Consider the following 25,666-nt stretch of genomic DNA (forward strand, 5'->3'; position numbering starts at 1 on the left):
GGATTCGGCTTTGATTGAATGGGAAGAAAAAATAAAAAATAGATGAGTGAAAAGAATAAGGAATGGGCGGTATTTCTCCGCCCAAAGTGGATCTGAATTATAGATTGTACCCGTTTAATATTAGTTTTGCGACTGTAACATTTTGTTTTGCTACATCTTCCGCTACGATTTTCATTTCAGAAGGAGAAAGGTTTGCTTGTTTTAACCCTTGTCCAATCGCAATGTAAGTTGCGCTGTTTGATCTCCACGCAACAACACCGTGAGATTTTGCAATTAAAGAAAGTTGGTTTTCAAGTTCTTGTTTTTGGTTTCCGTAACGAATTTGTAATGCTACGCTTGCAATGATATCCTCTTTGTACTCGTTCATTGCTTTTTCTTTTCCGCTATCAGAAATTGAAGAGATGCTATTCGAAACTGATTTCACTAGTGCGGAAGCAGAGTCAGAAACAGAAACTCCTAATCGACTGATACTTCCTGAAGCCGAATCAAGAATAGAACAATTGTTAAATGAAATTAGTACCGCAATTACGGAAACTATACTCAAATGTTTGAACATACGCATAAAAAACCTCTTACGACGAATTGCAAAGATTCTAAGTCCAATTTAGAAACCGTCAATTAATTTTCTGAATCAAACGGAAACTACCACCGACCCAAAAGCAGGCAGTGTGATTTCAAAGTGGCCACCAATCATTCGAAGGTTTACCATTGTTCCTGTCCAGAAGTCCAAAAACGGCTCTTTGGTTTTTAATCCTTGTGGGATGGCCACCCGAATGGTGCGTTCTTCTTCTGTTGGATTCCAAATTCCAAGATAACCTGCTGGATTGTACATTGCCGTAGGGAATTCTTCTTCAAAAATTCCGATAGGTATCGGTGTATATGCCTGGCATTCTCTGTTGAGTTGGAAGGCCTTTTTTAAAAGATCCAAACGATCTGTTTCTAATTTGGTCAAATCATCTGAAACAAGTAACATCCCACCTGACACAGCCATGACGGAAGCCATCAATTTGGTTTGTGCTTCATTCATTTTGTTTCTTTTTTTACGAACGAGTAAACAATCAGGGTCGTTTAACCATAGATGTCTGTGCATCGAGGAACGAGTGATATCGTTGATGAGGGCGGTTCTTGTACAAAGTGCATCTCTATCTTTTAAGAATACACGAAGTTTTTCAGGATACCAAAATGGAGCCACATCACAAGAGATACGCATTCCATCAAAAATACCTACGGATGGCAACATGGGAGCTCCACATCCGAGTAAAAATGTGTTTTTCCCAACAACTTTACGAATGAGTTCTAATGCATTTCTATAACGAGCTTGAGGCGACAAACTTTTGTTATACACATCGCCGGGAAGTAGACCAGCATAAAGAAAATCCAATTTTAAATAAGGATATCCCCATTCTTTGACAAGGGTAGAAAACACTTTTTCTATATAAGCCAAAGCAGTTGGGTGAGTGATATCAAGGGCATAAGTATAACCTCTTCCCCAAAGTGGTTGGTAAATGGCAGGAACAGGTTTTCCGTTTTGGTCTTTGAGGATGGCTTCAGGATACTTGCGAAAGAACTCTGATTTTTTTCGAACAAGGAAAGGAGCAAGCCAAATCCCTGGTTTTAGTCCCACTCGTTTGATTTCATCAGCAAGGATTCTCATCCCTCCTGGAAACTTATCGTTTGGAACTAACCAATCTCCAATTTCTTTTTGGTATCCATCATCAATCTGAAAGAACTCAAAAGGTAAATTTAATTCTCTAACTTTTGTTAAATTGTCTAAAATTGTTTTTTGGTCAATTTTGGTGTAATAATAATACCAAGAACACCAACCAGTCGGAACTTTTTTTGGTAAGTTTCCTGGGCCTTCTTTTTTTCCTAACTCTTCAAAGTATTTTGTTAGTTTTCCTTCTGGATTTCCTTTAAACGTTAGAACTTTGATTTTTGCGATGCTAAGTTTTGTATTGGGACGAAGGTCAGGTAAACAATGAACATCGTAAACGACTTTAACGGATGTTATATTGCCGGATTCTCCAAAGACAATTTCAAATTTAGTTCCAAATTCTCCCTGTTCGATGGGAGCATACAAAACACCATTACCTGTTTCCTTATTATAAACAAGAGCGAGGTATTCAGAAATAAACTTTCCGACCTTTGATTCATGTTTTGAATAAATATTCTCTTGAGAGTATTGTAAAAAAGATAAAAAAGGTGGTTTGTCGACGGATGTACTTTCGACTTTTCTTGAGATGGACCAGGATTGGTATCCATGTTGGAAAAGAGAATATCCATTTCCTTCTGGGAGTAGGGACAATTCTAGTTCCAAATGATCTACTGAAAATCCTACTTCGGGTCTTGTCGGTTCTCTCCAAATGAGTTTGGGACTAAGGACGGTACCTGATTTTTGATCCGTAGTGGAAGGTAATAAAAGTTCGAATTTTTTACATTCGGATTGGTAAACCCCCGCCTTTACAGGAAGAAAGTTAGAAATGGTGACGGAATTATGAACTCTGTATTGAATTTTCATCTTGGAAAAATCTATTTGATGATTTTGTTAGGGTGGTTTCCATAGTAAGCCATTATGACCCAAAAACGTTCAACTATAAAACCAGTCGTCCTCCAGGGTGACCTGAACGAAGATTTCTTTGAAGCCTTCAAAAAGGATGACCGGTTGGCCGTGGACTGTGAAATGATGGGACTCAATCCTAGAAGGGATAGACTCTGCGTCGTACAAATTTCCGATTCTAAAAATAAAGTCGCTCTCGTTCAAATTCTTCCTGGCCAAAAAGAAGCCCCGCACATCCAAAAATTATTTGAATCCAAAGAGATCACTAAGATCTTCCATTTTGCACGAATGGACATGACCTTTTTACGTGCAAGGCTCGGGATCAAAGTACAAAATGTATTCTGTACCAAAATTGGTAGTAAACTTGCTAGAACCTATACCGACAAACATGGGTTAAAAGAACTCATTCGTGAATTTTTTGAAGAAAACATCGATAAAAAAAATCAAAGTTCTGATTGGGGAAAAAAGATCCTTACCAAAGACCAAGTAGACTATGCATCGACAGATGTTCGGTTTTTAATTGCTCTTGAATCCATCCTAACGGAGATGATGATTCGCGAAAATAGGTTTGCACTTGCAGAGCGTTGTTTTGGATTTTTGGAAACACAAGTGGAACTTGATCTTTTAGAAGTGCCTAATCTTTTCGAACACTGATGGCAAAAAAACAACTCCCCCAATACCAATGTAAATCCTGCGGGGATAGTTTCAGCCGATGGGCTGGAAAATGCCCTTCCTGCGGGGAGTGGAACCAAATTGAAGAAGTAGAAAATACTTCTTCTGGAAGGTTTGATTCTCCCATCTCTCAAAAACCAAAAGATAGAAAATATACAGATCCAAAATCGATTGGTTCTGTGGTGAGTGATGCTCATGTTCGCACCTCTACTGGTTTTAGCGAATTGGATTTGGTGCTTGGTGGAGGGATTGTTCCCGGTAGTTTGGTGTTAGTTGGCGGAGAACCGGGTGTGGGAAAGTCCACTCTGGTTTTGGAGATGGCCAAAAATATTGCAAATGAAGGTTCTGTTTTATACATTTCGGGAGAGGAGTCTGCTTCTCAAATTGGACTTCGAGCCAAACGTATGGGAGTCACCTCCCAAAACATTTTATTATCATCCGAAGTGTATGCGGAAAATATTTCGCAGATGATTTCGGATTTAAAACCCAAAGTAGTCTTTGTCGATTCCATCCAAACCATTTTGAAAGAAAGTTTGGTCAACCAAGCAGGAACCATCACTCAACTAAGAGAATCTTCTCAGGTATTTCTCGAAACCGCCAAAAGGACATCCGTTCCTATTTTTCTCATTGGCCATATCACAAAAGAAGGCCAGATTGCCGGTCCCAAAGTTTTGGAACATTTGGTGGATACAGTTCTCTATTTTGAAGGGGACAGATTTAATTATTACCGCATCCTCCGTGCTGTTAAAAACAGGTTTGGTGCGGTAGGTGACACTGCTATTTTTGAAATGGTTTCAGGTGGGTTAAAACAAGTACTCGATCGTCATCGTTTGTTTATCTCTCCTGAATCAGAAGAAAGATCTGGTAGTGTTTTGTCTTCTGTGATGGAAGGCTCCCGGGCCATTGGTGTAGAAGTACAGGCCCTTGTCACCAAGTCATCTTATGGGCAAGCCCGTCGTATGGCAGAAGGTTTGGACAATCGTCGTGTGATTTTACTTTCTGCTGTTCTTGAAAAATATTTGGGATTCCCTTTGTCCGAATCAGATATCTTTAGTAATCTTGCTGGTGGCCTGAGCATTGACGAACCAAGTCTCGACTTAGCAATTGCCGCATCTATTGCTTCTTCTTTTAAAGACAAACCGGTTTCCAGAGAAATTGGTTTTCTTGGAGAAGTAGGGCTTTCGGGAGAAGTGAGGAGTGTCGGCCAAATCAGTTTGCGACTAAAAGAATTGGCAGGAATTGGAATTTCCAAAGTTTATATTCCCCAAGGGAATTTTAAAGAAGTGGATGGACTTTTTTCTTCTTTGGAACTAATTCCTGTTAAACACTTACAAGAGTTAGGTTTTTGATTTTAGAAATTTGTCTTCTTTTTTAAGGACAAACAGAAACTTCTTCTATTCTTAAATCATCATTATAAATGGCTCCAGCACTGACCGTTGGTGAAGCATAGAGTCCAAAATGAGCTTGTTCTAATACACCGCAGCCTCCAGAAACATTGGCGGTTGAAATCAAAGTTCCATCCATCCACACTTTTGCCATTCCTCCCGAAGGAGAAAAGTCGAGACAGGTTGTGAGTTTTGTCCACTGCCTTTGTGGAAAACTTGTATTTGTATTTTGGAATGTATGTTGGTTTTGGTTGTGATTGGGAACATGCATTAAATAAGCATAATTTTTTGAATCTATATTCACAAGAACCACTCGTCTCCATTGGTCGCTGGGATCTGCTGAAAAAGTCGCAAAACTAAACCAGTCGGCACTATTCGGAAGGCTCATATCCAAATAGGCATAAAACTCAACTAGGACTGGTGTTTTAAATCCACCTGACGGAAGTTTGTTGAGCTGGATGGTTGGATACCCTCTATGGTTACAATTTTGTGGATAAAAACAACTGGGGCCGACAGATAAAATAGATGCTTTATGGGAATATGTGCCCGTACGTTTTTGTTCCGTACTTTGTCCATGAGTGGCTACCGATTGGTAAGGTGAGGGAACAATATAGAAAGAAGAAAATTCGGAAGCCGACTCAAAGCTAGTTTGGAAGATCCTTCCTTGTTGGGTTTTCGTCAATTGTTCACTGGTGCAAGTGATAGTCGTAGCTGCTTGGTACGCAAGTAAGGTTCCCGCTAAAATCTCTGTTGTTTGGTCTTCTGACTTTTTTTGGCACTGTACAAGTTGGGTGGTTAGTCCCAAACAAATTCCCAAAAGGAAGAGGCGTTGCCATTGGTTTCTCATTTTTCCCATCAAAGTCTATGGACGAACTAAGTTCGTCAAAACAGTTTTCCATTTTGTCTGTCCCATCCCTTTGTGGTAAGTACTAGAATTCGCAGCCAAGAAGAGAGAACATACGGTGTTAACTAAGAACATCGTTCCGAAACATTTGACCTAAATTTGCCATAAGTTATTGACTGATGTCATTCTTGTGGATTTATATTGTAAAAAACATAGAAAGTTCAGGTGAAATATGAAAAAGAAAATCTTGATTGGGTTTTTAGCGACCCTTCTCTCCGTTCCCACCTCCGGTCTGTTTGCTGGTCCTCTTGATGGTCAGTGTATCGCACTTGTCCATGGAATCCTTGGTTTTGATGATACCCAAGGTCTTGCAGGTGGTTTAGTCAAGTATTGGGGAGGCCTAGACGGTTATCTTCGTAGCCAAGGTGCAAAAGTCACCACTCCTGGAAGTTCGGCAACCAACTCCATTCCTACTCGTGCAAGCCAAATCCAATCTTCTGTATCTACTTGGATGACAGCAAACGGTTGTTCCAAGGTGCACTTGATGGGCCATAGCCAAGGTGGACTTGTTGTTCGTTATATGGTTTCCAACTTAGGTTTTGCTGGAAAAACACAAACGGTAACTTCCATCAATTCGCTTCACCAAGGAGCACCAATGGCTGATATCGTTCTGGCTGCCATTCCAAGTTGGTTGCAACCGTTCGCAAATTCTGCACTCAGTTTACTTGCAAAGTTAGTTTACCGTGATGGTCGCCCACAAGATGTAATTGCTATGGGAAAATCACTGACTGTAAGTTATGTGAAGACTTTTAATTCAAATTCACCAAATGCATCTGGAATCAAATACTACTCTTATGGAAGTGAAATGGCTTGGGCAGACCTTGTCCAACACCCAATCATGGCACTCACTCACCCAATCACTTGGGCTGGTGGTTTGTATTACGGTTTAGGTGGTGGTAATGATGGTGTGGTTCCGTTGAATTCTCAAAAATGGGGAGCTTGGAAAGGAACACCTTCTTCTTATTGGTTTGCCACTGGGATTGACCACTTACAAGCAACAAACTTGGCTTGGAGCGGACAAAACTATTATGATGTGCAAGGTTGGTACTTAAACATCGCAAAAAACGCAAAAGCTGGTTTATAAAAACCAACAACCAAAGCCGGATGTCCATCCGGCTTTTTTATTTCGAATCAATTTCAAAACACATCCGCATTAGGTTTTTATACAGTCAGAATGGATTTTAAAAAAATTATTATCATCATTGTTATATTTCTTTTTTTCTTCTTGGGTTTACTTTACTTTTTAAAACAAAACTCAACTACAGATCAGTCGAAACAATCACTAAGTCCAGAAGAACAAATGGTTAGAGATCGAATTTCGCCTCTGGGAACAGGGGAAGGTTTTTGGGATGAAGCCATTTCTCCTTTTCGAGAAGATCGAACCAAACCTTATTTAGAGTTATTGGAAGATTTAAAAACAGGTAAGGTTAATTTTGTTTGGGAAGTTTGGGCATTACGACGTAAATGTAAACCCGAATATACACCTGACCAGTGCAATGCAACCATCCTTGCTTATCTTGATTCGGAATATGAATCTCCAGATAAGGAAAAAGTAAAAGATTTGTTTCTATCCTACTTTCGTTATGAAGAAGAATACAGAAAATGGGAACAGCCAACGGACTTATCCTTTGTAGAATTGTATGAAAAAATCAAAGCCAAACGAAGAGATGTTCTGGGAGAAAAGGCAGATCTGGTTTTTGGAATGGAAGAATCCCAAGTATCTTTTTTAGAAGGTACACAAAACTTTATCAAACAATCTTCCAATGTACCGGCTGAACAACGAGTGAAACAGTTTGAAGATCTAAAGAAAAAAACATATGGATCTTATTATGATGCTTTAGTCTCTAGAGAAGATAAATATGATCATTACCAAGTGGAAATGAGCCTTCGTGATAAAGAGTTCAATGCACTCACTGATCCAAAAGAAAAAGAAAAATACCTAAATAAAATTGAAACCAAATACTTTGGAAAAGAAAAAGCGGCTAGTTTGTCGGAAGAAAGGGCAAAGGAGACAAAATTTTATGAATCCATCGCAAAGTATGAATCCAAAGAAAAAGAATTTTTAAAGGAGAATGGTGGCCTTTCTCCACAAGAAAAAGAAAAGAAACTGAAAGAATTACGGATTCAGGTTTTGGGTTCAGAAGAAGAAGCAGATGCTTACGTGAGGCGGAAAAATATAGAAGAAGCGGGAAAATAAATCCCCGCTTTGGTTTGTCACTTACAGAAGCTTACAATTAGTTTTCGTTTTTTGTGAGTTTCTGGTTGTTAGGGTTTGGCTCAGATTTATACTTTTCGTATGCATTCATTGTATCAATGTATTCGTTTCCAGCATTCCAAACAATAAATCCATGTCCTAATGAATCTTTTGCCCCTTGCATTTGTGCCTTTATATAATCTGTATAAGTTAGTTTGCTTGGGCCTACCATCATATTAAAACCTTGTACCCAAGCAATGGCTTTGGTTCCTTGTTTGGCACGTTTAACAGTAAGGTCAAGACCGTCCTTGATGGTTCCGTACGGATCTGCCACTCGTTTGGTTAATCCGTAAAAATGAGATGGATATAACATGGGATATAACCCATTCAGTTCTTCACTAAACGGTTCTACTTTTTGACCAATCACATCGTTTTCAATAAAAGGAACTCTACCAAATACATCGGCTGTCCATCGAGTGTCTTTGGAACAACTATCTTTGGTTTTTTCTTTATGATCTTTGATGATTCCGAGAATGGATTCATACCGTTTTTCATAACTCATACTAAAATTAGTGCCACCATCAGCATAACGTATATAATCCAATTGTATTTCTGGAAAACCTAATTCGCAGGCTTTGCGAATGGATTTTTGAATAGACACCATTAAATTTGCGTTAGGTGTTTTTTCGATGAGTCCACCTTCAAAGTTAACCACCCTTGCTACCATGTAGAAACCTAATGCTTTTGCTTCTGCTACCTGTTCGGGAGTGGGTGGATATGGTTGCATATCGACAACAGCAGTGTTCATCCCTGCGTCTTTCATTACTTGGAATAATAGGCTCCATCTTTTTTTATCACGAATGGTTTTGGTATTGATATAGAGCCCTTCAATAAAATCAGGAGTGATCCCCGAGGAATCTGCGTTTTGCCGTCTTTCGGTTTTGGATGCTGACTGGCAGGAAAGGAAGAATGAAAGTAGAAGGAAAAAAGTTGCCTGTTTCATGGTAGTAATGACAAGAATTTGGGTTGGTTCTGAAAATTCAAATCGAATCGATTGACGAAAATGACTGACTTTCAGAAAATTTGGGCATGTTAGAAATTTCCAACGACTTCAATTTAAAATCTTACGGAAGGTTCCCTGAGGAATTATCGGATCCAAAAAGTTTTAAAGACCGAATGGTGGAAGTTTCCCGTCTTTTCCAGGGTATGGGAGAATCGTATTTGCAACACCTTGGTGACGATTCCAAAATCAGCGGGTCTGAAAAGAAGAACCTCATTGAGTATTTAGAAAGTATTTTACTTGTCCTTGTTATGTTGCGTAAAATCGATTTTTCACCCGTCGATGAAGAAACCTATATTCGCAAGGACCGAGGTTTATTTGAAATTAGGCTGCGGTTCACCGAAGGATCTGTTTGGGAACTTACGGGATCCATCAAACCAGAATACAAAATGAAACAGAGGACATTCAAAGAATGGTTTAATTCCTCTTTTTCGAAAGATATCAAAACCTTCTATGCCATTTATGGAAATGCTGGACACGACCAATTGATCACACCTGATGAAAAGGTACAAATCACAAAACAAATCGATCGCATCATTGCCGAAATTGTGGAGATGATTGTGTTTATCGAACGTTTTATGTTGTTTCAGTAAAAAATTCGGGAAGTGAAAAACGATAAGTTGGAGGACAAGTGGGATCATTAAAAACAGGAATCACCTTTCACGAAGAATTTTTAAAACACAACACAGGGCCAGGTCATCCCGAAACACATGGAAGGTTGGAATCCATTTTGGACCATCTTTCCGATTTACCTTCCGAAAATTTTTTATGGAAAAAAGATTTTAAAGAAGCTCCCTTATCAGTGATTTCATCCATCCATGATCCAAATTACGTTCGTTTGGTGAGTAGAACCTGCGAAGAAAAAGGTTCGGGGTATTTGGATGGTGATACTGTTTTTTCCCCTCGTTCTTATTTGGCGGCAAATCTTGCCGTAGGTGCTGGCCTTTATCTTGCCGATGAAGTATTACTCGGAAATTTGAAAAATGGAATGGCATTGGTACGTCCACCAGGCCATCATGCGGAAGCTGACTATGCAATGGGATTTTGTATTTTTAATAATATTGCTATTACCGCAAAATACCTTCAGTCCAAAGGAATCAAAAGGATTTTGATTTTAGATTGGGATGTCCATCATGGGAATGGCACACAACACCAGTTCTACGAAGATGATTCCGTTTATTTCATTTCCCTCCATCAGTTTCCTTTTTATCCAGGTACGGGTGCTTTATCGGAACGAGGCAAAGGGAAGGGATTTGGAACCACTATGAATATTCCTTTGGCACGTGGTGCAGGTGAATTCGAATATTTATCTTGTTTTCCTTCCATCCAAAGAGAAATGGAAAAATTCCAACCAGAATTTGTATTGGTATCAGCAGGTTTTGATGCTCATAAACAAGATCCGTTGGGAGGAATGAATTTGCCCACATCCTCCTTTGAAATTTTTACTAGGGAAATACAAAACATTGCAAATACTTATGCTGACGGAAAAATGATCTCCTTTTTAGAAGGCGGATATGATTTTAAAGCTCTTGCAGAATCAGTTAAATTGCATTTGGAAACCTTAGCATCTTAACATTTTAACATCTTAAATTTAAACTTTAGGCACAACTTCAAAAACTTCCTTCACCCAATGAATGAGTGGCCTTGCACTAATAATAGAAAAATGATTTTGTTTGTTTAGCTCTAATGTTCGTAATGCGGGGTTCGGTTTTTTGGTAAATACCTTATCGGTCAGATAAGTAAGACTTTTTTTCTCCACAATCCCATCACCAAGAAAGTTTTGTAACGGATTTTCTACTCCTTCCATAAGAGCATAGGCTTGATAAACATCTATTTCATCCAATTCACCAAAATAAGTTTCGCCAAAGTAACCGGATATAGTTTCTATCCATCCTTTTTCCTCTTTGCGAATGAGTCCGAAGGATAGGTCTTTGATGGCATCACTACGAAGGTTGCCTATCATCCCAATAATTTTAAGAGCAACATTGGGGCTTTTTTCAAATAGAAATCCAAGCCAAAATCCAATTTTTTCTAAATACGAACCTTTGTTTGGTGCTGCGATGAGCACCACTTTCCCAAATCGATTGAGCCATTCTTTGTTTTCTAATTTGGCATGATACAAACAAGAACGAAAGATTAAACATCCTAAACTGTAACAAATGATATCTGGTTTAATGTTTGGGTCTTCATTAAAAAAAATATCTAAAAGATGCATCAGTTTTTTCCCATTTTCGTGGATGGGAAGGCCGTGGTTGTATCTCAAATAAAATGGATAATAACCTACTTCTTGCAAGTCGGTAGCAAGACCTGGTGAGGTTATTTTTCTATCTTTATATTCCACTGTTTGTTCCTGCCAGACGGACTCATCGGTAAATAAACCTGGCAAAAATAAAACCGATTTTGTTTTTTTTGAACTTTTATATTCCCCGATCGTTTCTTTTGCTGTAATGTCTTTACCAAAAGTACGAAAGCTCATATCAATTTTTGTGAGTTTAAATTTTTGATCATGCGAACTTCCAAGAATACTTGATATCATTCGATTATCAAATATCATATCATCGCTTTGTTTGGCGGTCAGTTCTACCTTAAAGAGTGCTTTGTCAAAGGCTTGGTTCGTTTGTTCGATTGTTTTTTGTAAACTTTCATTTGATTTTTGCCCCGTTTCTTTGACTTGGACCCCGGCTTTTTGTAATGCCTCTCGCCATTCTGGTTTATAAAAAAAAGCATTGGAAAGTAGGTCTAACCCTCCACCTGTGCTTGTTAGGCTACCTTTGACTAAAACCTGGATTCCTTTCAAAAGGGAATCCGTTGTCTTTTGTGTGAGGGATACTGTTTTTCCAGCAAGGGAATTGATGAGGATTTGGATCACGGGGAAAGATTGTAACTCAGTTTCTTTGGAAAGCGAGTGAAAAAAGTAAGTGAGTTACCTTTTCCAGTCGGGGAAAAGGTCGCGTGACTGCAAAAGGAAATCAGCCTAAAAGAGGGAGTGATTGGAAATGAGAATTTGCTGGAAATCGAAAGTCCCAAAGAAAGGGAAATCGTTGCAATAAGATATCCAGTATCACTAGTAACTCGCTAGATTTTGAAAGTGGGTGGATTTGTAAAGTCACTGTAATGGGTTAGCAAGTAGATCGGGAGAGTGAGAATGATTCGAATTTTAATGTCAAACGTTTGCATTCGTCATGATAGGTATTTGCGGAAATAGAATGTCCATGGGATTCATCTTGAAAAAAGTCCATTTAGGGAAAAGTAAAGGCAGGGAGGACACCAAAAGAAATCTGATGATTTGATCGATTTTAAAACTTTATCATTAGGGTCATTCAATTTAGATATAATAGGTTGGAATCATTAATATTCAACACAAACTAAATAGTATGTGGAGCTGCAACTCCTACCACTTCCGTTCCGTAATGCAGTATAATTAGTGCTATTGGATGTTCCTACCCGCCCACCATTGCTTGCGGGAGACGTGACAGCATTCGTTGTCCAACCATTACAACTATTTTCAGATTGTGCAGTTGCAGTTTGCCAGAAATTAGTGGATTGGGCAAATCCAGTCCAATATTCCTTAATAGTAGATCCTGAATCAAAGGAATGGTTTAGGTTGTAAGGGTTAAATGTAAAATTGCCAGAACCATCTGCTGGTAAAATTCCCGCAATATTGGGACTTAGTAAACTTGCTGAATCACTCGCGCGGATGTAAATCCTCCCTGATTGGAAAACCCAATCTGTGTTTTCACTAACGCCGCCACTGCAATTGTCAGAAGTACAAGCGACTCTTGCTCCTCCATTTGTCGTAAGCATTGCCTTATAATTTCCAGTAGAAGGTTTGTTTGTGTCTGCATTGCATTTTGCATCGGCGCCAGCAGGACCATCGGCAGCGGCTCCTTGTAGATTCCCATTGTATGTCGCAGCTGTAATAAACACTTTATAAACTGTTGGTTCAATTTGGATCGAAATGTTATGGCTATTGGAATCGGTTCCATTTGTCGCAGTCACTGCATAGGAGGTTGCAGGTTGTGTACCACCAGTAGGTGTTCCTGAAATCACACAATTGCTTGCATTCAAACTTAATCCAGTGGGAAGAGAAGGAGTCACCGAACAATTGGTGATCACAAAGGTGACAGAAGGAGTGAGAGTTGGTGCGGTTACCGCATTCTGAAAGATAAAGGAATTTCCTGTATAAGCAATGTAGATATTTTGATGGCTGATGGAAACGGCACCACTGGTGTTGTAAAAAGGGTCGGAACTCGTGACTGTGATTGTGAGAGAAGAAGAATCCAAAATTTGTGTAATTGAATTCAAACTGATTGTTTGGACAACGTTGTAATTTGCAGGAGTAAACGTAAGCACGGTTGGACTCGGCGAAGTTGCCGAACCATCAACAGTTAGCTTTGTATTGGTGAAAGTAAAAGAAGCAGTAACATTCGCTGTTGGTAATTTGACAAGAGAGATTCCGAAGTTTTGTGGAGTTCCATATTTCAATAAAACACTTGTGCTTGATACATTGATCTTTGCAGAGGAAGAGACAGAAACGGAAGTGGAGGTAGAGCTGACGGGATTTAGTCCGCTGATGAGCGTGAAAAGCAACTCATCTCGTGGATTCACTTGGTTACATGAAAGGAACCAACCCAAAAAAAGGAAGGAAACGAAATAATTCCAACGCATGTTTCCAACCCCCTCCCCAATACTTAAAACAAGTAAGTGACTTACCTTTTTCAAATATCGGAGAAAGAAAGGGAGTTACAAGTGAAATTCTTGGCTTAAGTAATTCGAAGATCTTTCTTTCAGTACTTCCCCTAGAAGATTACGTCCCATCTCATTGTCTTTGAAACTCACAACAGTGCGAATGGAAAAAACTCGAAGAGCATCGGAAACCGAAAGTGTTCCATCAGCAGAATCTTTTCTTCCTGAAAAAGGAAAGGAATCTGGCCCCCTTTGGCACTGCGCATTCCAATTGACCCTTGCCACTTGGTTCACAAGAATGTCGATGAGTTTGCCGATGGTTTTTGGATCTTTTCCAAAGATACTCGCTTGTTGGCCCATATTGGAAGCATAGATATAGTTTAATGGTTCTTCGATAGAAGAAAAGGGAACAATAGGAACCAGTGGCCCAAATTGTTCTTCATGATACAAACGTGCGTTTGGTGAAATAGAGGAAAGGATTGCTGGAAACATAAACGATTCCTGAATTTCTCCCCCTCCAGGATTTAAAATTTTTGCACCATGTCCCAGAGCGTCATCCAATAGTTCTTTTAACCATTGTGTTTTTCCTTCTTCAGGGAGAGGAGTAAAATTCACATCCTGATCCCAAGGCATTCCTGCTTTCCATTTTGTGAATTCTTCTAAATAAAGTTTTGTAAATTCATCTAAAATATCTTTGTGGACAAATAAAATTTTGAGTGCTGTACATCTTTGTCCATTATAAGCAAGTGATCCGGATAAAATTTCAGGAACCATTGTTTTTAAGTCGGTGTCAGGTAAAACAATTGCTGGGTTTTTTGCATTCAGGCCCAAAACGGATCTTAGGCGGTTTAGTTTTGGATGTTTTTTTGTGATGAGGTTTGCGGTCTGGCTAGATCCAATAAATGCAAAAACATCAATTTTGCCTGACTCCATAATAGGAGAAATGACTTTGGAACCATCACCATACACTGTGTTGATGACACCCGGAGGAAAAGCTTCCTGAAAACATTCGAGGAGTGGTTGTAGTAATAATACTCCATATTTTGCCGGTTTAAAAACTACTGTATTTCCCATAAGAATAGCAGGGATCAGAGTACAAAATGTTTCGTTTAAAGGGTAATTGAATGGTCCCATACAAAGGACCACTCCATAGGGAGAACGTTTGATTTGAGCAATGAGTCCTCCTTCTTTGATATAGTTTGCTGAACTTGTTTCGAGTTCTTGTAAAGATTCAATTGTGTCTTCTAAGTATTCGATAGTTCTTTCGAATTCTTTTGTGGCGTCTTTTTCTGTTTTGCCAATCTCCCACATAAGAAGTAAGATGATTTGGTCTTTTTTCCCTTTCATTAGTGTGATGAATTTTCGAACCGCTTCGATTCGTTCTTTTGTAGTGGCAATGGGCCAAACGCCTGTTCCGTGGTTATAAGCTTTCACTGCGGCATCTAGTGCGAGTAAACTTTGTTTTTCATCAAAATTAGGATAGGATCCTAAAACCACTTGTTCCAGTTTCCCATTTTTGTTTAGAAAGATCGGAGATTTGACAATTTGTGATTCTCCTTCCCAGATTCGAATTTCACCACCCAGGAGGTATTCTTTTTGGTGGATCGGTTGGATCCTGTATTTTTCTGGAATGGAATCTTCAGAAGGAAAAACAAAGCTCATGATCCATGAATCGAATGGGCAGGTGACTAAAAAAGCAACATTTTACAGAAAAGAACAGCCGATATAAAATTTATGGAACCATGGATGGACCAAAACAAAGAAGAGTGGGAGGCTTTGACCTTACGACTTTTCCGCCGTGTCGAAGAATTAGAATCACTTATGTTAGAAGTTCGTAGTGATTTGGTTCGGTACCGCGCTGTGCGTGAAGAATGGTACCATTGGCATAGCGCCTGGAAGGAGGAATACGCGAAACGAGCGACCGGATGAGTCTGAAAAATCGTTTTCGGTAGGACCTCTCTTGGAAAATTAGTCCTATCCCATTCGAAAAAGGAATTCCCATGGCCGAAAAACCTATGTCCCCCTTTGGTGAGTTAGCTCCCAGCACACCTGCTTCTCTCTCTGATGTCAAAAAGAACATTTATGGACGATACCTCGAAGAATTCAATGTAGGTGATATATATGTTCACCCTCGTCAATTCACTGTGGACAGAAGTTTTGCCCAAGAATTTGCCACTGTGTTTATGGATGCAAACCCACTTTACCTATCTGCAGAATATGCAAAGGCACATGGATTTGCTGATTTACTAGTTCATCCACTCATGGTGTTTAACTTAGCACTTTCGATTGGTGTACAAAATAACAGTGAGAAGGCGCTAGCAAACCTTGGTTATTACAACGCACAGTTTTTACTACCTGTTTATCCAGGAGATACACTTTCTTCTCGCACAAAAATTTTAGCAGTCGATGACAAAGGTCCGGACAAACCAGGGATCGTTCACGTAAGAACACTTTGTCTGAATCAAAAGAATGAAGTTGTTTTACAATACGAACGTAAAATCATGATTTACCAATCCAATGGAAAACCCAAAGGTAATCCAAAACCGGGTGATGCTTCTGCATTTTTTCCAGAGTCAAAAACTCCCGCCCTCAAACTTCCAAATCTCAAATTCCCTACAGAGATGAAAGATGTTACTTGGGGCCATACTTACTTTGAAAACTTCAAACCAGGTCAAATTTATGTTCACCAAAATGGAAGAACCATTACTGACGAACACTACCAATGGACTTTCCGTGTAGGAAATACTCATCCACTTCACTATGATAAATTGTATTCAGCGGGAATCTCTGGCCCAATGGGTGGAGAACCAGTAGTATACGGTGGACTCGTATTTGGTTGGTTAGCTGGTATGGCTTCCCGTGATATTTCTGAAAACGCAATTTGGGAACTTGGATTCACAGAAGGATATCATACACAACCTGCTTTTTCTGGTGACACTGTGACTTGTATTTCTCGAATTCTGACAACAGAAGACAAAGGAACGGAATATGGAATCCCTGCTGGGGAAGTACAAATCCAGTTCATTGGTTTGAAAAATATCAAAGCAAACGATGCACTCGATAAATTCGGTGCCGATCTTTTCCTCAAAGAAAACGATAAAAAGAAACTAGGGAAAGAAAAAATCCCAGAGAAAATCTTCGAAATTGAAAGAAGATTGATCATCAAAAAACAACCATAAGGTGAAAAAATGAAAGTTACCATCCCCAAACGAATTCCGGACATGGAAGACATCGGGGATGGTGTCTTTAAAATCATTCTCCCCCAACCCTTTTACGCACCTAACAATATCTATTTGTATCAAGGTGATGATGGTTTAACCCTCATTGATTCTGGTTATATTGAATCCATACCGATGTTACAAGCATCCTTAAAAACTAAGGGCTTTTCATTTAAAGACATTCGTCATATCATTTATACTCACAATCATTTGGATCATATATCCTCTTCTTTGGTCCTTAAGTCTTATGCAAAAAACGTAACCTATTATGGGTATCGTGCAATGGCTGATGGAGTCGGAAATTATTTAGAATCGATGGTGCTTTTTGAAGAAGCAACAGAAGACTTATTTCATAAAGCATTTGGGGATAAGGAAGAACTGGATCGGATTTTAGAAGAATCGCGCCAAGGTTGGCGACAGTTTTATAGTAAATTTAGTGAAACCAAAAAAGGGGATCCTGTTTTACGAATTGATGTCAAAATTGATCATAACGACAGTTTAGAGTTTGGTGGAAGACTTCTAAGGTTTTTACACACACCTGGTCATAATTTGTATCATATCACACCTGTAGATCCTTCGACGGGAATTTATTTTTCGGGAGATTTGATCATTGCCAATCTCACCGCCATTTACTCTGAAATGGACGGGAATTTGAGTGATTATTATTTTACACTCTCCAAACTTTTGGAAGAACCCATCAAACGTATGTTACCTGCTCATGGTAGCGAAATTGAAGATCCGAAAAAAACCATCACTCTTGTGAAAAAAACATTGAGCATTCTGGAAAAAGGCGTTCTCCGAAGGCTCAGAGAAGGGGAATCCGACTTAAAGGTGCTTATGGAAGCTGCCATCGGAAAAAAAGTCCATAATGGCGGTCACTTGCCAACTGCACTTGGGCTTGTGTATAGCATCATTCAGAAATTAGTTTTAGAAGGACAGATTCGTATCGAAAAACGTGAGAATGGATATGAAATCTTTCATTTTATAGGCTAAAAGAATTTAATTCCCATTCTCTCAGAGAATCAGCACCAACCTAAGTCATTATGACTTGTTCCTTTGCGGTAACTTCCAAACTTCCATTTGTTTTCCTTTCCAAACGGAAACTCCCTTTTGGGTTTCTAATTCTTTTTTATATTCCAAAATTCTAGATTTCGGCCAGAGAATTTCATCAGTAAACTCTGGGGCTATTACCACATAACAAACATTCGCCTTTTTGCAAATGGAGGAGGAGTTTTTGATTTGTTCTAACGGATAGGTTGTCGTTTTGTCAGTGATATAGAAGGAAAGATTGTACTGTGCAAATACTAATATTCGGTTTGCGTTTTCTTTGAGATCCAAAAGCTCATTTGGGTATGTTGGATTTTTGGGATTTGGTTTCTCTTCTGGCTCACCAAAAATTGGTCCCTTATGAGTGGAGATTAGAGTCAAATTTGCTTCTTTCAGATCTGAGTGGATTTCCTTTTGGATCGTAGGATTTTTCCACGGACTTTCTATTCTTGAATCTAAAGGAAAATTCCCATCCAGAGAATTTTTCCAAAAGAGACAAGTAAGGATGAGGAAGGCAAAGGATAGGTTTATTTTTTTCTCTGATCGGATCCATAAAATTCCGCTATAAAGTAAAAATGGAACAAGCGAATAACTGTAATACGTATAAACCTCATGGTGCCATGGCCTTGAGGAAAATATATGTGTAGCGTATATTAGCCCGATTCCTATGACTTCGGGTATCATCTGAAAGATTCCGAGTCCCCCGCTGATGATTAACTCTAGAAAAATCTGAAAAGATTTTTTGGCACCTGTTACTTGTTTGAATGCGGAATGGTATTCTTGTGTGAGTGTTTGGGTCCAAGAGACGGATTTTGTTCTGTCACCAAACATTGGATAAATGAAAAAAACAAACCCAAGCCATACAAAGATAATACTGTAAACAAGTGTTAGTGATCGGATGGTCGTCTCTTCTTGAGAGTTGCCTCTAACGGATCCATTGGACTGTTGCGCATCCCTATTTTCATTCTTTTTCTTTTTCCAAAGATTATATGAAATTCCGAAAACAGTCGGTAGAAAAAATAGAAGAAGATAAATGCCAATATCCTCTTTTTGCGAGAGATAGAGAACGATTGCTAAAGCTAAAACGCTATGATAGATCCAAGGGCAGCGGAATGGACCCTTTTGTATTTTTTCCCTTTGCTCCCAAACATAAAAAAAGAAAAGACCAAAAACTAAAACAAGCACTTCAAAATGAAAACTAGACCCAATCCGATACAAATACAATTGGTTTGTCAAAAGAACCCAGAAAGTTAGAAATTTGATTCCCTTCTCTTTTAGATGGTGTTTGGAAATTTGATAGGCCCAGAAAATCCAAAGAATGGTAGTTAGTTGATAAACAAAAAACACTGCTACAGCAAGTCCCCACCGTTCGGGAACCCAACTCACAAACGGTGTCAAAACAAACATCCCTGGTGCGAAGTGGTGGTGGAGATAACTTCCTTCACCTGATGGGGAATAGTAGCCGCTAGTGAATCCTTCTCCACGAGAAATAGCGAGAAGGATATCCGAAATGCCAATATAATCCGCATCTTGAAACAAAAAAGCATCGGCTAGTGACTTTGTTAAATGAAACGCATGGTAGGTGCTTGTGATAAAAAAGAAAATACAACTGGCAAAAAGTAAATAAGGGAGAATGGTTATCTGTTTATCAGATAACAAACCAATATTAGTTGTACTATAATTCGGCTTTGCCTCAGATTTTGTTTTTTTTTCTTTCCAGAAGTTTAAGATGGTAAGGAAAAACAAAAAAAGAAACACCCCCTTTTGGAAGGGGGCATGAAAGTTTTTAGGAGAAATAAAGAGAAAAGGAGAAACTAAACTGAGTAAAAAAAATAAATAAACCACTTAACGGATAAAGTACAATACCTTTCTTTCGCCGATCCGCTCTCTGTTGATTTCCACTCGGTTGCGGTAATAATAACCTTTTTCTGGAAATGTTTTAGAGAAAAATTCAAATAAATCCATTTCGAATAACAACATACATTCGGCCACATCCGTCGCACCAATCGACATTGCTTTTTTTGTATCCACCATCACATGGCGTGAGTTGATAAAGTCGGGTTCAATTTCGTTGGCAATCAGTTCAAAATTAGTTTTGGTGATGGTTCCACCTACGGAAGTTTTTTTCCCTCTACTCTTAGCTTCTGAAATGATTTTTTTAGAAACACGAGTGACTTCTTTGTCATCTGGTTTTTTGTCCATAGAAGCACTTAAGTCTGACCTAGCAGCTGTTACTTGCTCTAAACTTTGGAATGGAACGGAATCAAAGATATCCATCAAGTTTCTGTATCCAGTGATGGTTTCCATGTTAATTGATTTGTTATAAGATTCGTATTCCGAAGGTGTGAGGAGATTCTTCATGGTCTGGATGAAGTTTTTTAATGCATATTCGGATTCCACCATTGGTGCAGAAATCCCCGATACTCCGATTCTTTTGCAGATTCGGATATCGTTTCTAGCTTCCGGGCCACCAATTTTGACATAGAGTGGCAAAATTCCGGCAGTGATCGTTTTTAAAAGGGAGATTTCTTCTTCTCCCATGTCCTCGGTTTCCGTACCTGTTTTGATGCAGACAAAAGAGTAGTTTTCTTTCATCTCCAGTAAGGTTTTGCGTAAAACGTGGATTGATGTTTCCATAAGTAGAAGATCTCCATGTATGGTATCGTCGATTCCCGAAAATAGTACAAGTCTTTTGCGCTTTTTTTCCCCCTTTCTTGACAGAAAATTCCAATTCCTTAGCTTCGAACCTATGGGAATATTCTCCACCATCTTCCAATCCAAACCAAAACAAGATTCTAAGGTACCGCCAAAAGAGGGAGCCGCTGCCTCTGGAATTTCTTTCGGAATCATTGTGGTTCTTGTATTTGCTTTCAAATCATCTATATTAGATGCCAATAATATTCCTTCCGGTTCGATGATCCCCACACTCAAAATTGGGGACTTTTTGTTTGTGAATAAAATGCGTTATTCCTTCCGAATGCCTTTTACAGAGAAGGAACTCTTTCGTATTGATGATCCCAAACGTGGGGACATTGTTACTTTTATTCCACCGGCAACGGCACTGGCCCAAGAAGAATCAAGGACTGGAATCTTTGCAAAACGTTTTGTGAAACGTGTGGTGGGACTTCCTGGAGATACAATCAGAATCACTCGCAAATACATTGATACAAAAGATAGAGGGCGAGTACACTTTGCACTCATCGAATACAAAGAAAAAGGTTCCGAAGAGTTTCGATCTTACGAACCAAAGGAAGTTCCAATTGGAAAAGAACTTTCTGATTTGGATAATTTAGAAGCCACACAAAGAGCACTCTTCAAAGAAGTCAAACCAGGGTTTGAACATTTTATTTTAGAAGGATTTGAGGATGATCGCCGTGCTCATATCTTTGAATTTTGTGATTTTTTACATGGTTGTCAAATTCCAGAAGGCCAGTATATGGTAATGGGGGACAATCGAGACGATTCCCATGATTCTCGCGCTTGGGGATTTGTAAAACGGGAAGATATTTTAGGTAAGGCACTCATCATTTATTTTTCCATCGATTGGAAAGATTCCACATGTGAATACAAAGACGGACAGGAACTTGCTGAGAAAGGACCTGAAATTGCAGAAAGATATGAAGGGGAAAAACTAGAAAATCGTTGTCATTATACCGAAATCTTTTCTTCACATAATGCTCGTTATAGAGATGATGAGTCTCGGTTCGGATGGATTGAAAGAACCATTCGTTACCGATTGTGGAGACTCAGTGTTAGGTGGGATCGGATTGGTCGTATCCTCCAATGAGCGAAGAATCGGAAAAGCCATCGGGTAAAAAATCGGAGAAATCACCGATGGCGATGGCAGGTGCTGGTTTTGAATTTGTATCTTCCATCGCACTTTTTGTGGTGGGAGGATACTACCTTGATGACTATATGAAAACGGAACCACTTTGGCTCCTGGTTGGTTTTTTCCTGGGTTTTATTTTTGCTTTTTATTCTCTGATCAAACGAGCCAAAGAAAACGAATAAATATTCGATCCATTCTACTGTTACATCTGCATCCATCAAATCCATCCTTTGGCAGAGATATGTTTGCAGAAAATCACTAAGCCACTCCAAATAAATTCTTGACGGATCACAAGTTTACAAAAAACTTTTTACTGTAATGGCCTCTTGGACAACCACAAATAACGAATTCATGGATTCCATGCCCGTTCTTGGATTGTCTAGCTATGTCCTCTCTACTCTCGTCGTCGTCGTAGTCTCCTCATACATACGTAGCTTTCTGTCATAATTCTCACTTGTTTCCTCGGTCGACAGAAAGCTGAAAGTCGACGGGGAAACCAACAAGAAGAGGATCTTTATGTCGGAACAAATCACCGTAAGTCAATACATCATACGATTTTTAGAATCAAAAGGGATAACTTGGATTCCAGGAGTTCCTGGAGGAACCATCTTGCCATTATACGAAAGTTTGGCGGGGTCAAACATTGAACATGTGTTAGCAAGACATGAGCAAGGTGCAGGATTTATCGCACAAGGTAGGGCAAGGAGCACTGGAGATGTGAGTGCCGTATTTGTTTCCTCTGGACCTGGTGTGGCCAATCTCATCACAGCCGTAGCCGATGCACAAAGGGATTCTGTTCCCTTGCTTATTTTTTCGGGACAAGTTCCATTAGGATTAATGGGGACCGATGCTTTCCAAGAATTACCAACAGTAAAGATAGTTTCTTCTCTTGTAAAAAAGGTATATTTGGTAGAAGATCCAAATCAAATCATTGAAATTTTAGAGGAAGCATTCTTGTTATGCGGGGAAGGGAAAAAAGGCCCAGTTTGGATTGACTTACCCAAAGATATACAAACTCAAAAGATCAACTTACCTGAAAATAACATTCATTTTGGTGGATCATCTCATTTGGATTTTTTGGAACAGGTAAGTAAGGCAGATCCTTTGTCTTTTGAAAGTATGGATATTTTTCTAGATGAGTTTAAATTCTTGTTAAAGAGTTCTCGGTTCCCTTTACTATATTTAGGTGGTGGAGCTAAAAAAGAATTTTTGCGTTTAAGAGAATTTGTTTCTCGTTTTCAAATTCCTGCTGTGACCACTCTTATGGGACTTGGGATTTTTGAAAAAGACGATCCGATGAATTTAGGGATGATGGGGATGCATGGAACAGTTGCCGCCAATGAAGCTCTGGGTCTTTGTGATCTCTTGATTGCCATTGGAGTTCGTTTTGATGATCGTGCGACAGGAGCCATAGAGAAGTTTTGTAACCAAGCCAAAATCATTCATATAGATATTGATGCCCGTGAAATTGGCAAAAATAAATCTGTAACTTTAAGTTTACAAAAAGATATTTCAGAGGTTCTCCCTTTTTTATTAGAAGAGGATTTCCTGGTCCATAACAAGGAATCATTGTTGCAAGTTGAAACTTGGAAACAGATCCCAGAAGAACATCCGATGAAATCTATCCTTTTGGATTTTGCTTCGGTATTACCGAGTGGCGAACATTTTGTCCTAACGGATGTGGGCCAACACCAGATGTGGGTGGCTCAGTATTTTCCATTTCATCAACCAATGTCTTGGATCACCTCAGGTGGACAAGGGACTATGGGGTTTGGTCTTCCAACTGCGATTGGTGTTGCCTTAAGCCATCGAGATTCTCATGTGTATTGTTTTACAGGTGATGGTTCAATTATGATGAACTTACAAGAGTTGTCTACACTTAGAGAACAGAATCTAAATGTAAAGATCATCCTAATCAACAATGAACATTTGGGGTTAGTGAAACAACAACAAGACTTGTTTTATGGAAGTTTATACTCTGGTTCTAGATTTCATTTCCATCCCGATTTTTCGATGTTATGTGATTCATTCGAAATTGGGTATTATGAATGGGATTGGAGATCGGGAGTTCAGGACTTAGAAACAGTTTTAGAAAAGAAATGCCCGGCATTAGTTGAAGTAAGAATCCCTTCTGATTGGGGAGTGTATCCATTTGTTCCAGGTGGAAAGTCCAATCAGGAATACATCCTCGGCCAAGTAACAACCTGAGTTTTGAATCCGAGGGAAAAATTCCCTCGGATCATCAAGTTTTTGTTAGATGGCTTTGCTTCCGCGTTCTCCACTACGAATGCGAATCACTTCTTCAAGTGGCATTACAAAAATTTTTCCATCTCCGATTTTACCTTCTGGTCCCGTTTTTGCCGCTTTTAGAATGGCATCCACAGTCGGTTTGACGAACTCATCATTAACTGCGATTTCTAATCGCACTTTTCTAAGAAGATTCACTTGGTATTCATGCCCACGGAAAACTTCTGTTTTTCCTTTTTGTTGGCCATACCCTTGTACGTCACTCACGGTCAAACGATAGATTTCGTTTTTAGTAAGTTCGTTTTTTACTTCTTCTAACTTATGTGGTTGGATGATTGCGACTACTAATTTCATACTGATTACCTTATATCATATCCTTTTTCACCATGAATCTCTTGGTCGAGTCCGGTGATTTCTTTATCTTCTTCGATTCTGAAACCGATTGTTTTTTCAATTACAAGTGCAAGTATATAGGAAACAACAAAAGAATAAAGTCCTGTGACAACCACACTGATAACCTGTGCAGTCAATTGATTTCCTAAAGTCATTCCTTCAGCGAGTTCAAGTGCGAAAATTCCAGTTAGAATCGCACCAAAGGCACCACCTGCACCATGAATTCCAAATGCGTCGAGTGTATCGTCATACCCAAGTTTGCCTTTGAGTAAAATCGCCATATAACATAATGGAGACACTAAGGCTCCCATGATTAAAGCTCCTTGGACGCCCACATAACCAGAAGCAGGTGTGATGACCACAAGACCTGCAACAATTCCGGAAGCGGCACCGAGTGCAGTTGCCTTTTTTGTATGTAACCATTCAATGAGTAACCAACTGGCTCCAGCAGCCGCTGGTGCAATGAGTGTCACTAAAAAAGCTCTTGCTGCAAGTCCATTCACAGAAAGTCCAGAACCGGCATTAAAACCAAACCATCCGAACCACAATAACCCAGATCCAAGTAACGTATAAGTCATGTTATTTGGATGAGTTAATAGGCCGGAATCTCCTTTTCTTCTCCCGATGACAATAGCAGCGGCAAGTCCAGCAATCCCTGAAATTAAATGGACTACAGTACCTCCAGCAAAATCAAGTGCATTCATTTTTAACAGCCAACCCGAATCCGCCCAAACCCAATGTGCTACTGGATCATAAACTAACGTTGACCAAACGAGAATAAATACTATATAAGCAGATAGTTTGATTCTTTCTGCAATTGCCCCAGAGATCAGTGCGGGTGTGATGATGGCAAACATTCCTTGGAATAAAAAATGCACATAAGTAGGGATCGAACCTTTTACGGAATCAAGATTGATTCCAGCTAGAAAAGCTAAATCGAAATTTCCAATATACGGGTTCTCACCTGAAAAAGCAAAACTATACCCAAAGATAGTCCATTGTAATGTCATCACGATGATGGCAACGAAACTATGCATCATGGTTGATAGAACATTTTTGGAACGGACGATACCACCATAGAACAAGGCAAGTCCAGGGATCATAAAAAACACAAATGCGGAAGAAACTAACATCCAAGCTGTATCAGATTTATCGATGGTAGGGGGGGATGGTAGTTCTCCTTCAGCCGCCAGGAAACCAGGCAAAAGGAAAAGGGCACATACCAACAAAGGCCGTAAGACCAATTGTATATTCATTGTTTGCTCCAAATATCTTTTTCGAGATGCGAAATAAAATTCGTATCATTACGATTGGTTTCTCTTTTGAAAGCGAGTCAATTCTGCAAAACTAGGAACTTTTTTGTAAAAAATATTGGGGAATCGAGTAGGTGGTAGCCTGAATTGTGCGGCTGTGTTAAGGCGACGGTATTGGGTGGCGGGTCTAGTTCCCCACCCGAGTCAGGGCGGGGATAGAT

The 25,666-nt window shown here is 39.3% G+C and carries 23 protein-coding genes; 12 read left to right on the plus strand and 11 right to left on the minus strand.

Going from position 1 to position 25,666, the window contains the following annotated elements:
* Nucleotides 1–97 precede the first annotated feature (97 nt).
* Nucleotides 98–556: a putative lipoprotein gene (locus tag EHR01_RS18535; protein ID WP_135697465.1), complete on the minus strand. Its 459-nt coding sequence runs from the start codon at nucleotides 554–556 to the stop codon at nucleotides 98–100.
* Nucleotides 557–631: 75 nt separating this feature from the next.
* Nucleotides 632–2,518: a glycoside hydrolase family 36 protein gene (locus tag EHR01_RS18540; protein ID WP_135697107.1), complete on the minus strand. Its 1,887-nt coding sequence runs from the start codon at nucleotides 2,516–2,518 to the stop codon at nucleotides 632–634.
* Between the two features lie 54 nt (nucleotides 2,519–2,572).
* On the opposite strand from EHR01_RS18540, the gene EHR01_RS18545 reads away from it, so the two are divergent.
* Nucleotides 2,573–3,211, plus strand: a complete 639-nt coding sequence (locus EHR01_RS18545) for a ribonuclease D (protein ID WP_004786512.1) — start codon at nucleotides 2,573–2,575, stop codon at nucleotides 3,209–3,211.
* Nucleotides 3,211–4,578, plus strand: a complete 1,368-nt coding sequence (gene radA / locus EHR01_RS18550; protein WP_135697109.1) for a DNA repair protein RadA — start codon at nucleotides 3,211–3,213, stop codon at nucleotides 4,576–4,578. The genes EHR01_RS18545 and radA overlap by 1 nt, the downstream gene beginning before the upstream one ends.
* A 22-nt stretch (nucleotides 4,579–4,600) precedes the next feature.
* Here radA and EHR01_RS18555 read toward each other — a convergent pair whose 3' ends face one another.
* Nucleotides 4,601–5,461, minus strand: a complete 861-nt coding sequence (locus EHR01_RS18555; protein WP_244310189.1) for a heparin lyase I family protein — start codon at nucleotides 5,459–5,461, stop codon at nucleotides 4,601–4,603.
* Nucleotides 5,462–5,690: 229 nt separating this feature from the next.
* Between EHR01_RS18555 and EHR01_RS18560 the strand changes: the two genes are divergently transcribed.
* Nucleotides 5,691–6,602: an esterase/lipase family protein gene (locus tag EHR01_RS18560; RefSeq protein WP_135697113.1), complete on the plus strand. Its 912-nt coding sequence runs from the start codon at nucleotides 5,691–5,693 to the stop codon at nucleotides 6,600–6,602.
* A gap of 90 nt (nucleotides 6,603–6,692) precedes the next feature.
* Nucleotides 6,693–7,715: a lipase secretion chaperone gene (locus tag EHR01_RS18565; protein ID WP_135697116.1), complete on the plus strand. Its 1,023-nt coding sequence runs from the start codon at nucleotides 6,693–6,695 to the stop codon at nucleotides 7,713–7,715.
* A gap of 37 nt (nucleotides 7,716–7,752) precedes the next feature.
* Here the strand turns inward: EHR01_RS18565 and EHR01_RS18570 are convergent, their stop codons facing one another.
* Nucleotides 7,753–8,715, minus strand: a complete 963-nt coding sequence (locus tag EHR01_RS18570) for a putative glycoside hydrolase (RefSeq protein ID WP_135697118.1) — start codon at nucleotides 8,713–8,715, stop codon at nucleotides 7,753–7,755.
* Between the two features lie 86 nt (nucleotides 8,716–8,801).
* On the opposite strand from EHR01_RS18570, the gene EHR01_RS18575 reads away from it, so the two are divergent.
* Together EHR01_RS18575 and EHR01_RS18580 are read left to right on the plus strand one after the other, a co-directional pair.
* Entirely contained in the window at nucleotides 8,802–9,365 is a 564-nt protein-coding gene (locus tag EHR01_RS18575; RefSeq protein WP_135697120.1) for a hypothetical protein, read from the plus strand.
* A 38-nt stretch (nucleotides 9,366–9,403) separates the two neighbouring features.
* Nucleotides 9,404–10,345 (plus strand): histone deacetylase family protein, encoded by a 942-nt coding sequence (locus EHR01_RS18580; RefSeq protein ID WP_135697122.1) that lies wholly within the window; start codon nucleotides 9,404–9,406, stop codon nucleotides 10,343–10,345.
* 18 nt (nucleotides 10,346–10,363) lie between these two features.
* On the opposite strand, the gene EHR01_RS18585 is transcribed toward EHR01_RS18580, so the two are convergent.
* The 3 genes from EHR01_RS18585 to EHR01_RS18595 all read right to left on the minus strand — a co-directional run bounded on the left by EHR01_RS18585 (nucleotide 10,364) and on the right by EHR01_RS18595 (nucleotide 15,120).
* On the minus strand, nucleotides 10,364–11,641 hold the full coding sequence (locus tag EHR01_RS18585) for an esterase/lipase family protein (protein ID WP_135697124.1): 1,278 nt from the start codon (nucleotides 11,639–11,641) through the stop codon (nucleotides 10,364–10,366).
* Between the two features lie 479 nt (nucleotides 11,642–12,120).
* Entirely contained in the window at nucleotides 12,121–13,440 is a 1,320-nt protein-coding gene (locus EHR01_RS18590) for a DUF1554 domain-containing protein (RefSeq protein WP_135697126.1), read from the minus strand.
* Between the two features lie 75 nt (nucleotides 13,441–13,515).
* Nucleotides 13,516–15,120 (minus strand): NADP-dependent glyceraldehyde-3-phosphate dehydrogenase, encoded by a 1,605-nt coding sequence (locus EHR01_RS18595; protein WP_135697128.1) that lies wholly within the window; start codon nucleotides 15,118–15,120, stop codon nucleotides 13,516–13,518.
* An 84-nt stretch (nucleotides 15,121–15,204) separates the two neighbouring features.
* Here EHR01_RS18595 and EHR01_RS18600 point away from each other — a divergent pair, with 84 nt between their 5' ends.
* The 3 genes from EHR01_RS18600 to EHR01_RS18610 all read left to right on the plus strand — a co-directional run bounded on the left by EHR01_RS18600 (nucleotide 15,205) and on the right by EHR01_RS18610 (nucleotide 17,669).
* The gene (locus tag EHR01_RS18600) at nucleotides 15,205–15,387 is read left to right on the plus strand and encodes a hypothetical protein (RefSeq protein WP_100720202.1); all 183 of its coding nucleotides are present in this window, start codon (nucleotides 15,205–15,207) and stop codon (nucleotides 15,385–15,387) included.
* A gap of 71 nt (nucleotides 15,388–15,458) precedes the next feature.
* Entirely contained in the window at nucleotides 15,459–16,637 is a 1,179-nt protein-coding gene (locus EHR01_RS18605) for a MaoC family dehydratase (protein ID WP_135697129.1), read from the plus strand.
* A 9-nt stretch (nucleotides 16,638–16,646) separates the two neighbouring features.
* A complete protein-coding gene (locus EHR01_RS18610) occupies nucleotides 16,647–17,669 on the plus strand; it encodes an MBL fold metallo-hydrolase (RefSeq protein ID WP_135697131.1) in 1,023 nt (340 codons plus the stop codon).
* A gap of 48 nt (nucleotides 17,670–17,717) precedes the next feature.
* Here the strand turns inward: EHR01_RS18610 and EHR01_RS18615 are convergent, their stop codons facing one another.
* Together EHR01_RS18615 and EHR01_RS18620 are read right to left on the minus strand one after the other, a co-directional pair.
* Nucleotides 17,718–19,568 (minus strand): DUF2079 domain-containing protein, encoded by a 1,851-nt coding sequence (locus EHR01_RS18615; protein ID WP_135697133.1) that lies wholly within the window; start codon nucleotides 19,566–19,568, stop codon nucleotides 17,718–17,720.
* The gene (locus EHR01_RS18620) at nucleotides 19,569–20,360 is read right to left on the minus strand and encodes an aldolase (RefSeq protein ID WP_135697135.1); all 792 of its coding nucleotides are present in this window, start codon (nucleotides 20,358–20,360) and stop codon (nucleotides 19,569–19,571) included. It abuts the gene before it with no gap.
* A gap of 112 nt (nucleotides 20,361–20,472) precedes the next feature.
* Here EHR01_RS18620 and lepB point away from each other — a divergent pair, with 112 nt between their 5' ends.
* The 3 genes from lepB to EHR01_RS18635 all read left to right on the plus strand — a co-directional run bounded on the left by lepB (nucleotide 20,473) and on the right by EHR01_RS18635 (nucleotide 23,760).
* Nucleotides 20,473–21,510, plus strand: a complete 1,038-nt coding sequence (gene lepB, locus EHR01_RS18625) for a signal peptidase I (RefSeq protein WP_425269996.1) — start codon at nucleotides 20,473–20,475, stop codon at nucleotides 21,508–21,510.
* On the plus strand, nucleotides 21,507–21,734 hold the full coding sequence (locus EHR01_RS18630) for an AtpZ/AtpI family protein (protein ID WP_135697139.1): 228 nt from the start codon (nucleotides 21,507–21,509) through the stop codon (nucleotides 21,732–21,734). The genes lepB and EHR01_RS18630 overlap by 4 nt, the downstream gene beginning before the upstream one ends.
* Before the next feature lie 334 nt (nucleotides 21,735–22,068).
* Nucleotides 22,069–23,760 carry a thiamine pyrophosphate-binding protein gene (locus EHR01_RS18635; protein WP_135697140.1) on the plus strand — a complete coding sequence of 564 codons (1,692 nt, stop codon included), beginning with the start codon at nucleotides 22,069–22,071 and terminating at the stop codon, nucleotides 23,758–23,760.
* Nucleotides 23,761–23,805: 45 nt separating this feature from the next.
* Here EHR01_RS18635 and EHR01_RS18640 read toward each other — a convergent pair whose 3' ends face one another.
* Both EHR01_RS18640 and EHR01_RS18645 read right to left on the minus strand, forming a co-directional pair.
* Nucleotides 23,806–24,153 carry a P-II family nitrogen regulator gene (locus tag EHR01_RS18640; RefSeq protein ID WP_135697141.1) on the minus strand — a complete coding sequence of 116 codons (348 nt, stop codon included), beginning with the start codon at nucleotides 24,151–24,153 and terminating at the stop codon, nucleotides 23,806–23,808.
* 5 nt (nucleotides 24,154–24,158) lie between these two features.
* Nucleotides 24,159–25,448, minus strand: coding sequence for an ammonium transporter (locus EHR01_RS18645; RefSeq protein ID WP_135697142.1), 1,290 nt, complete (start codon nucleotides 25,446–25,448; stop codon nucleotides 24,159–24,161).
* Between the last annotated feature and the right edge of the window lie 218 nt (nucleotides 25,449–25,666).

The sequence above is a fragment of the Leptospira mtsangambouensis genome (genome assembly GCF_004770475.1).
Lineage (GTDB): Bacteria > Spirochaetota > Leptospiria > Leptospirales > Leptospiraceae > Leptospira_A > Leptospira_A mtsangambouensis.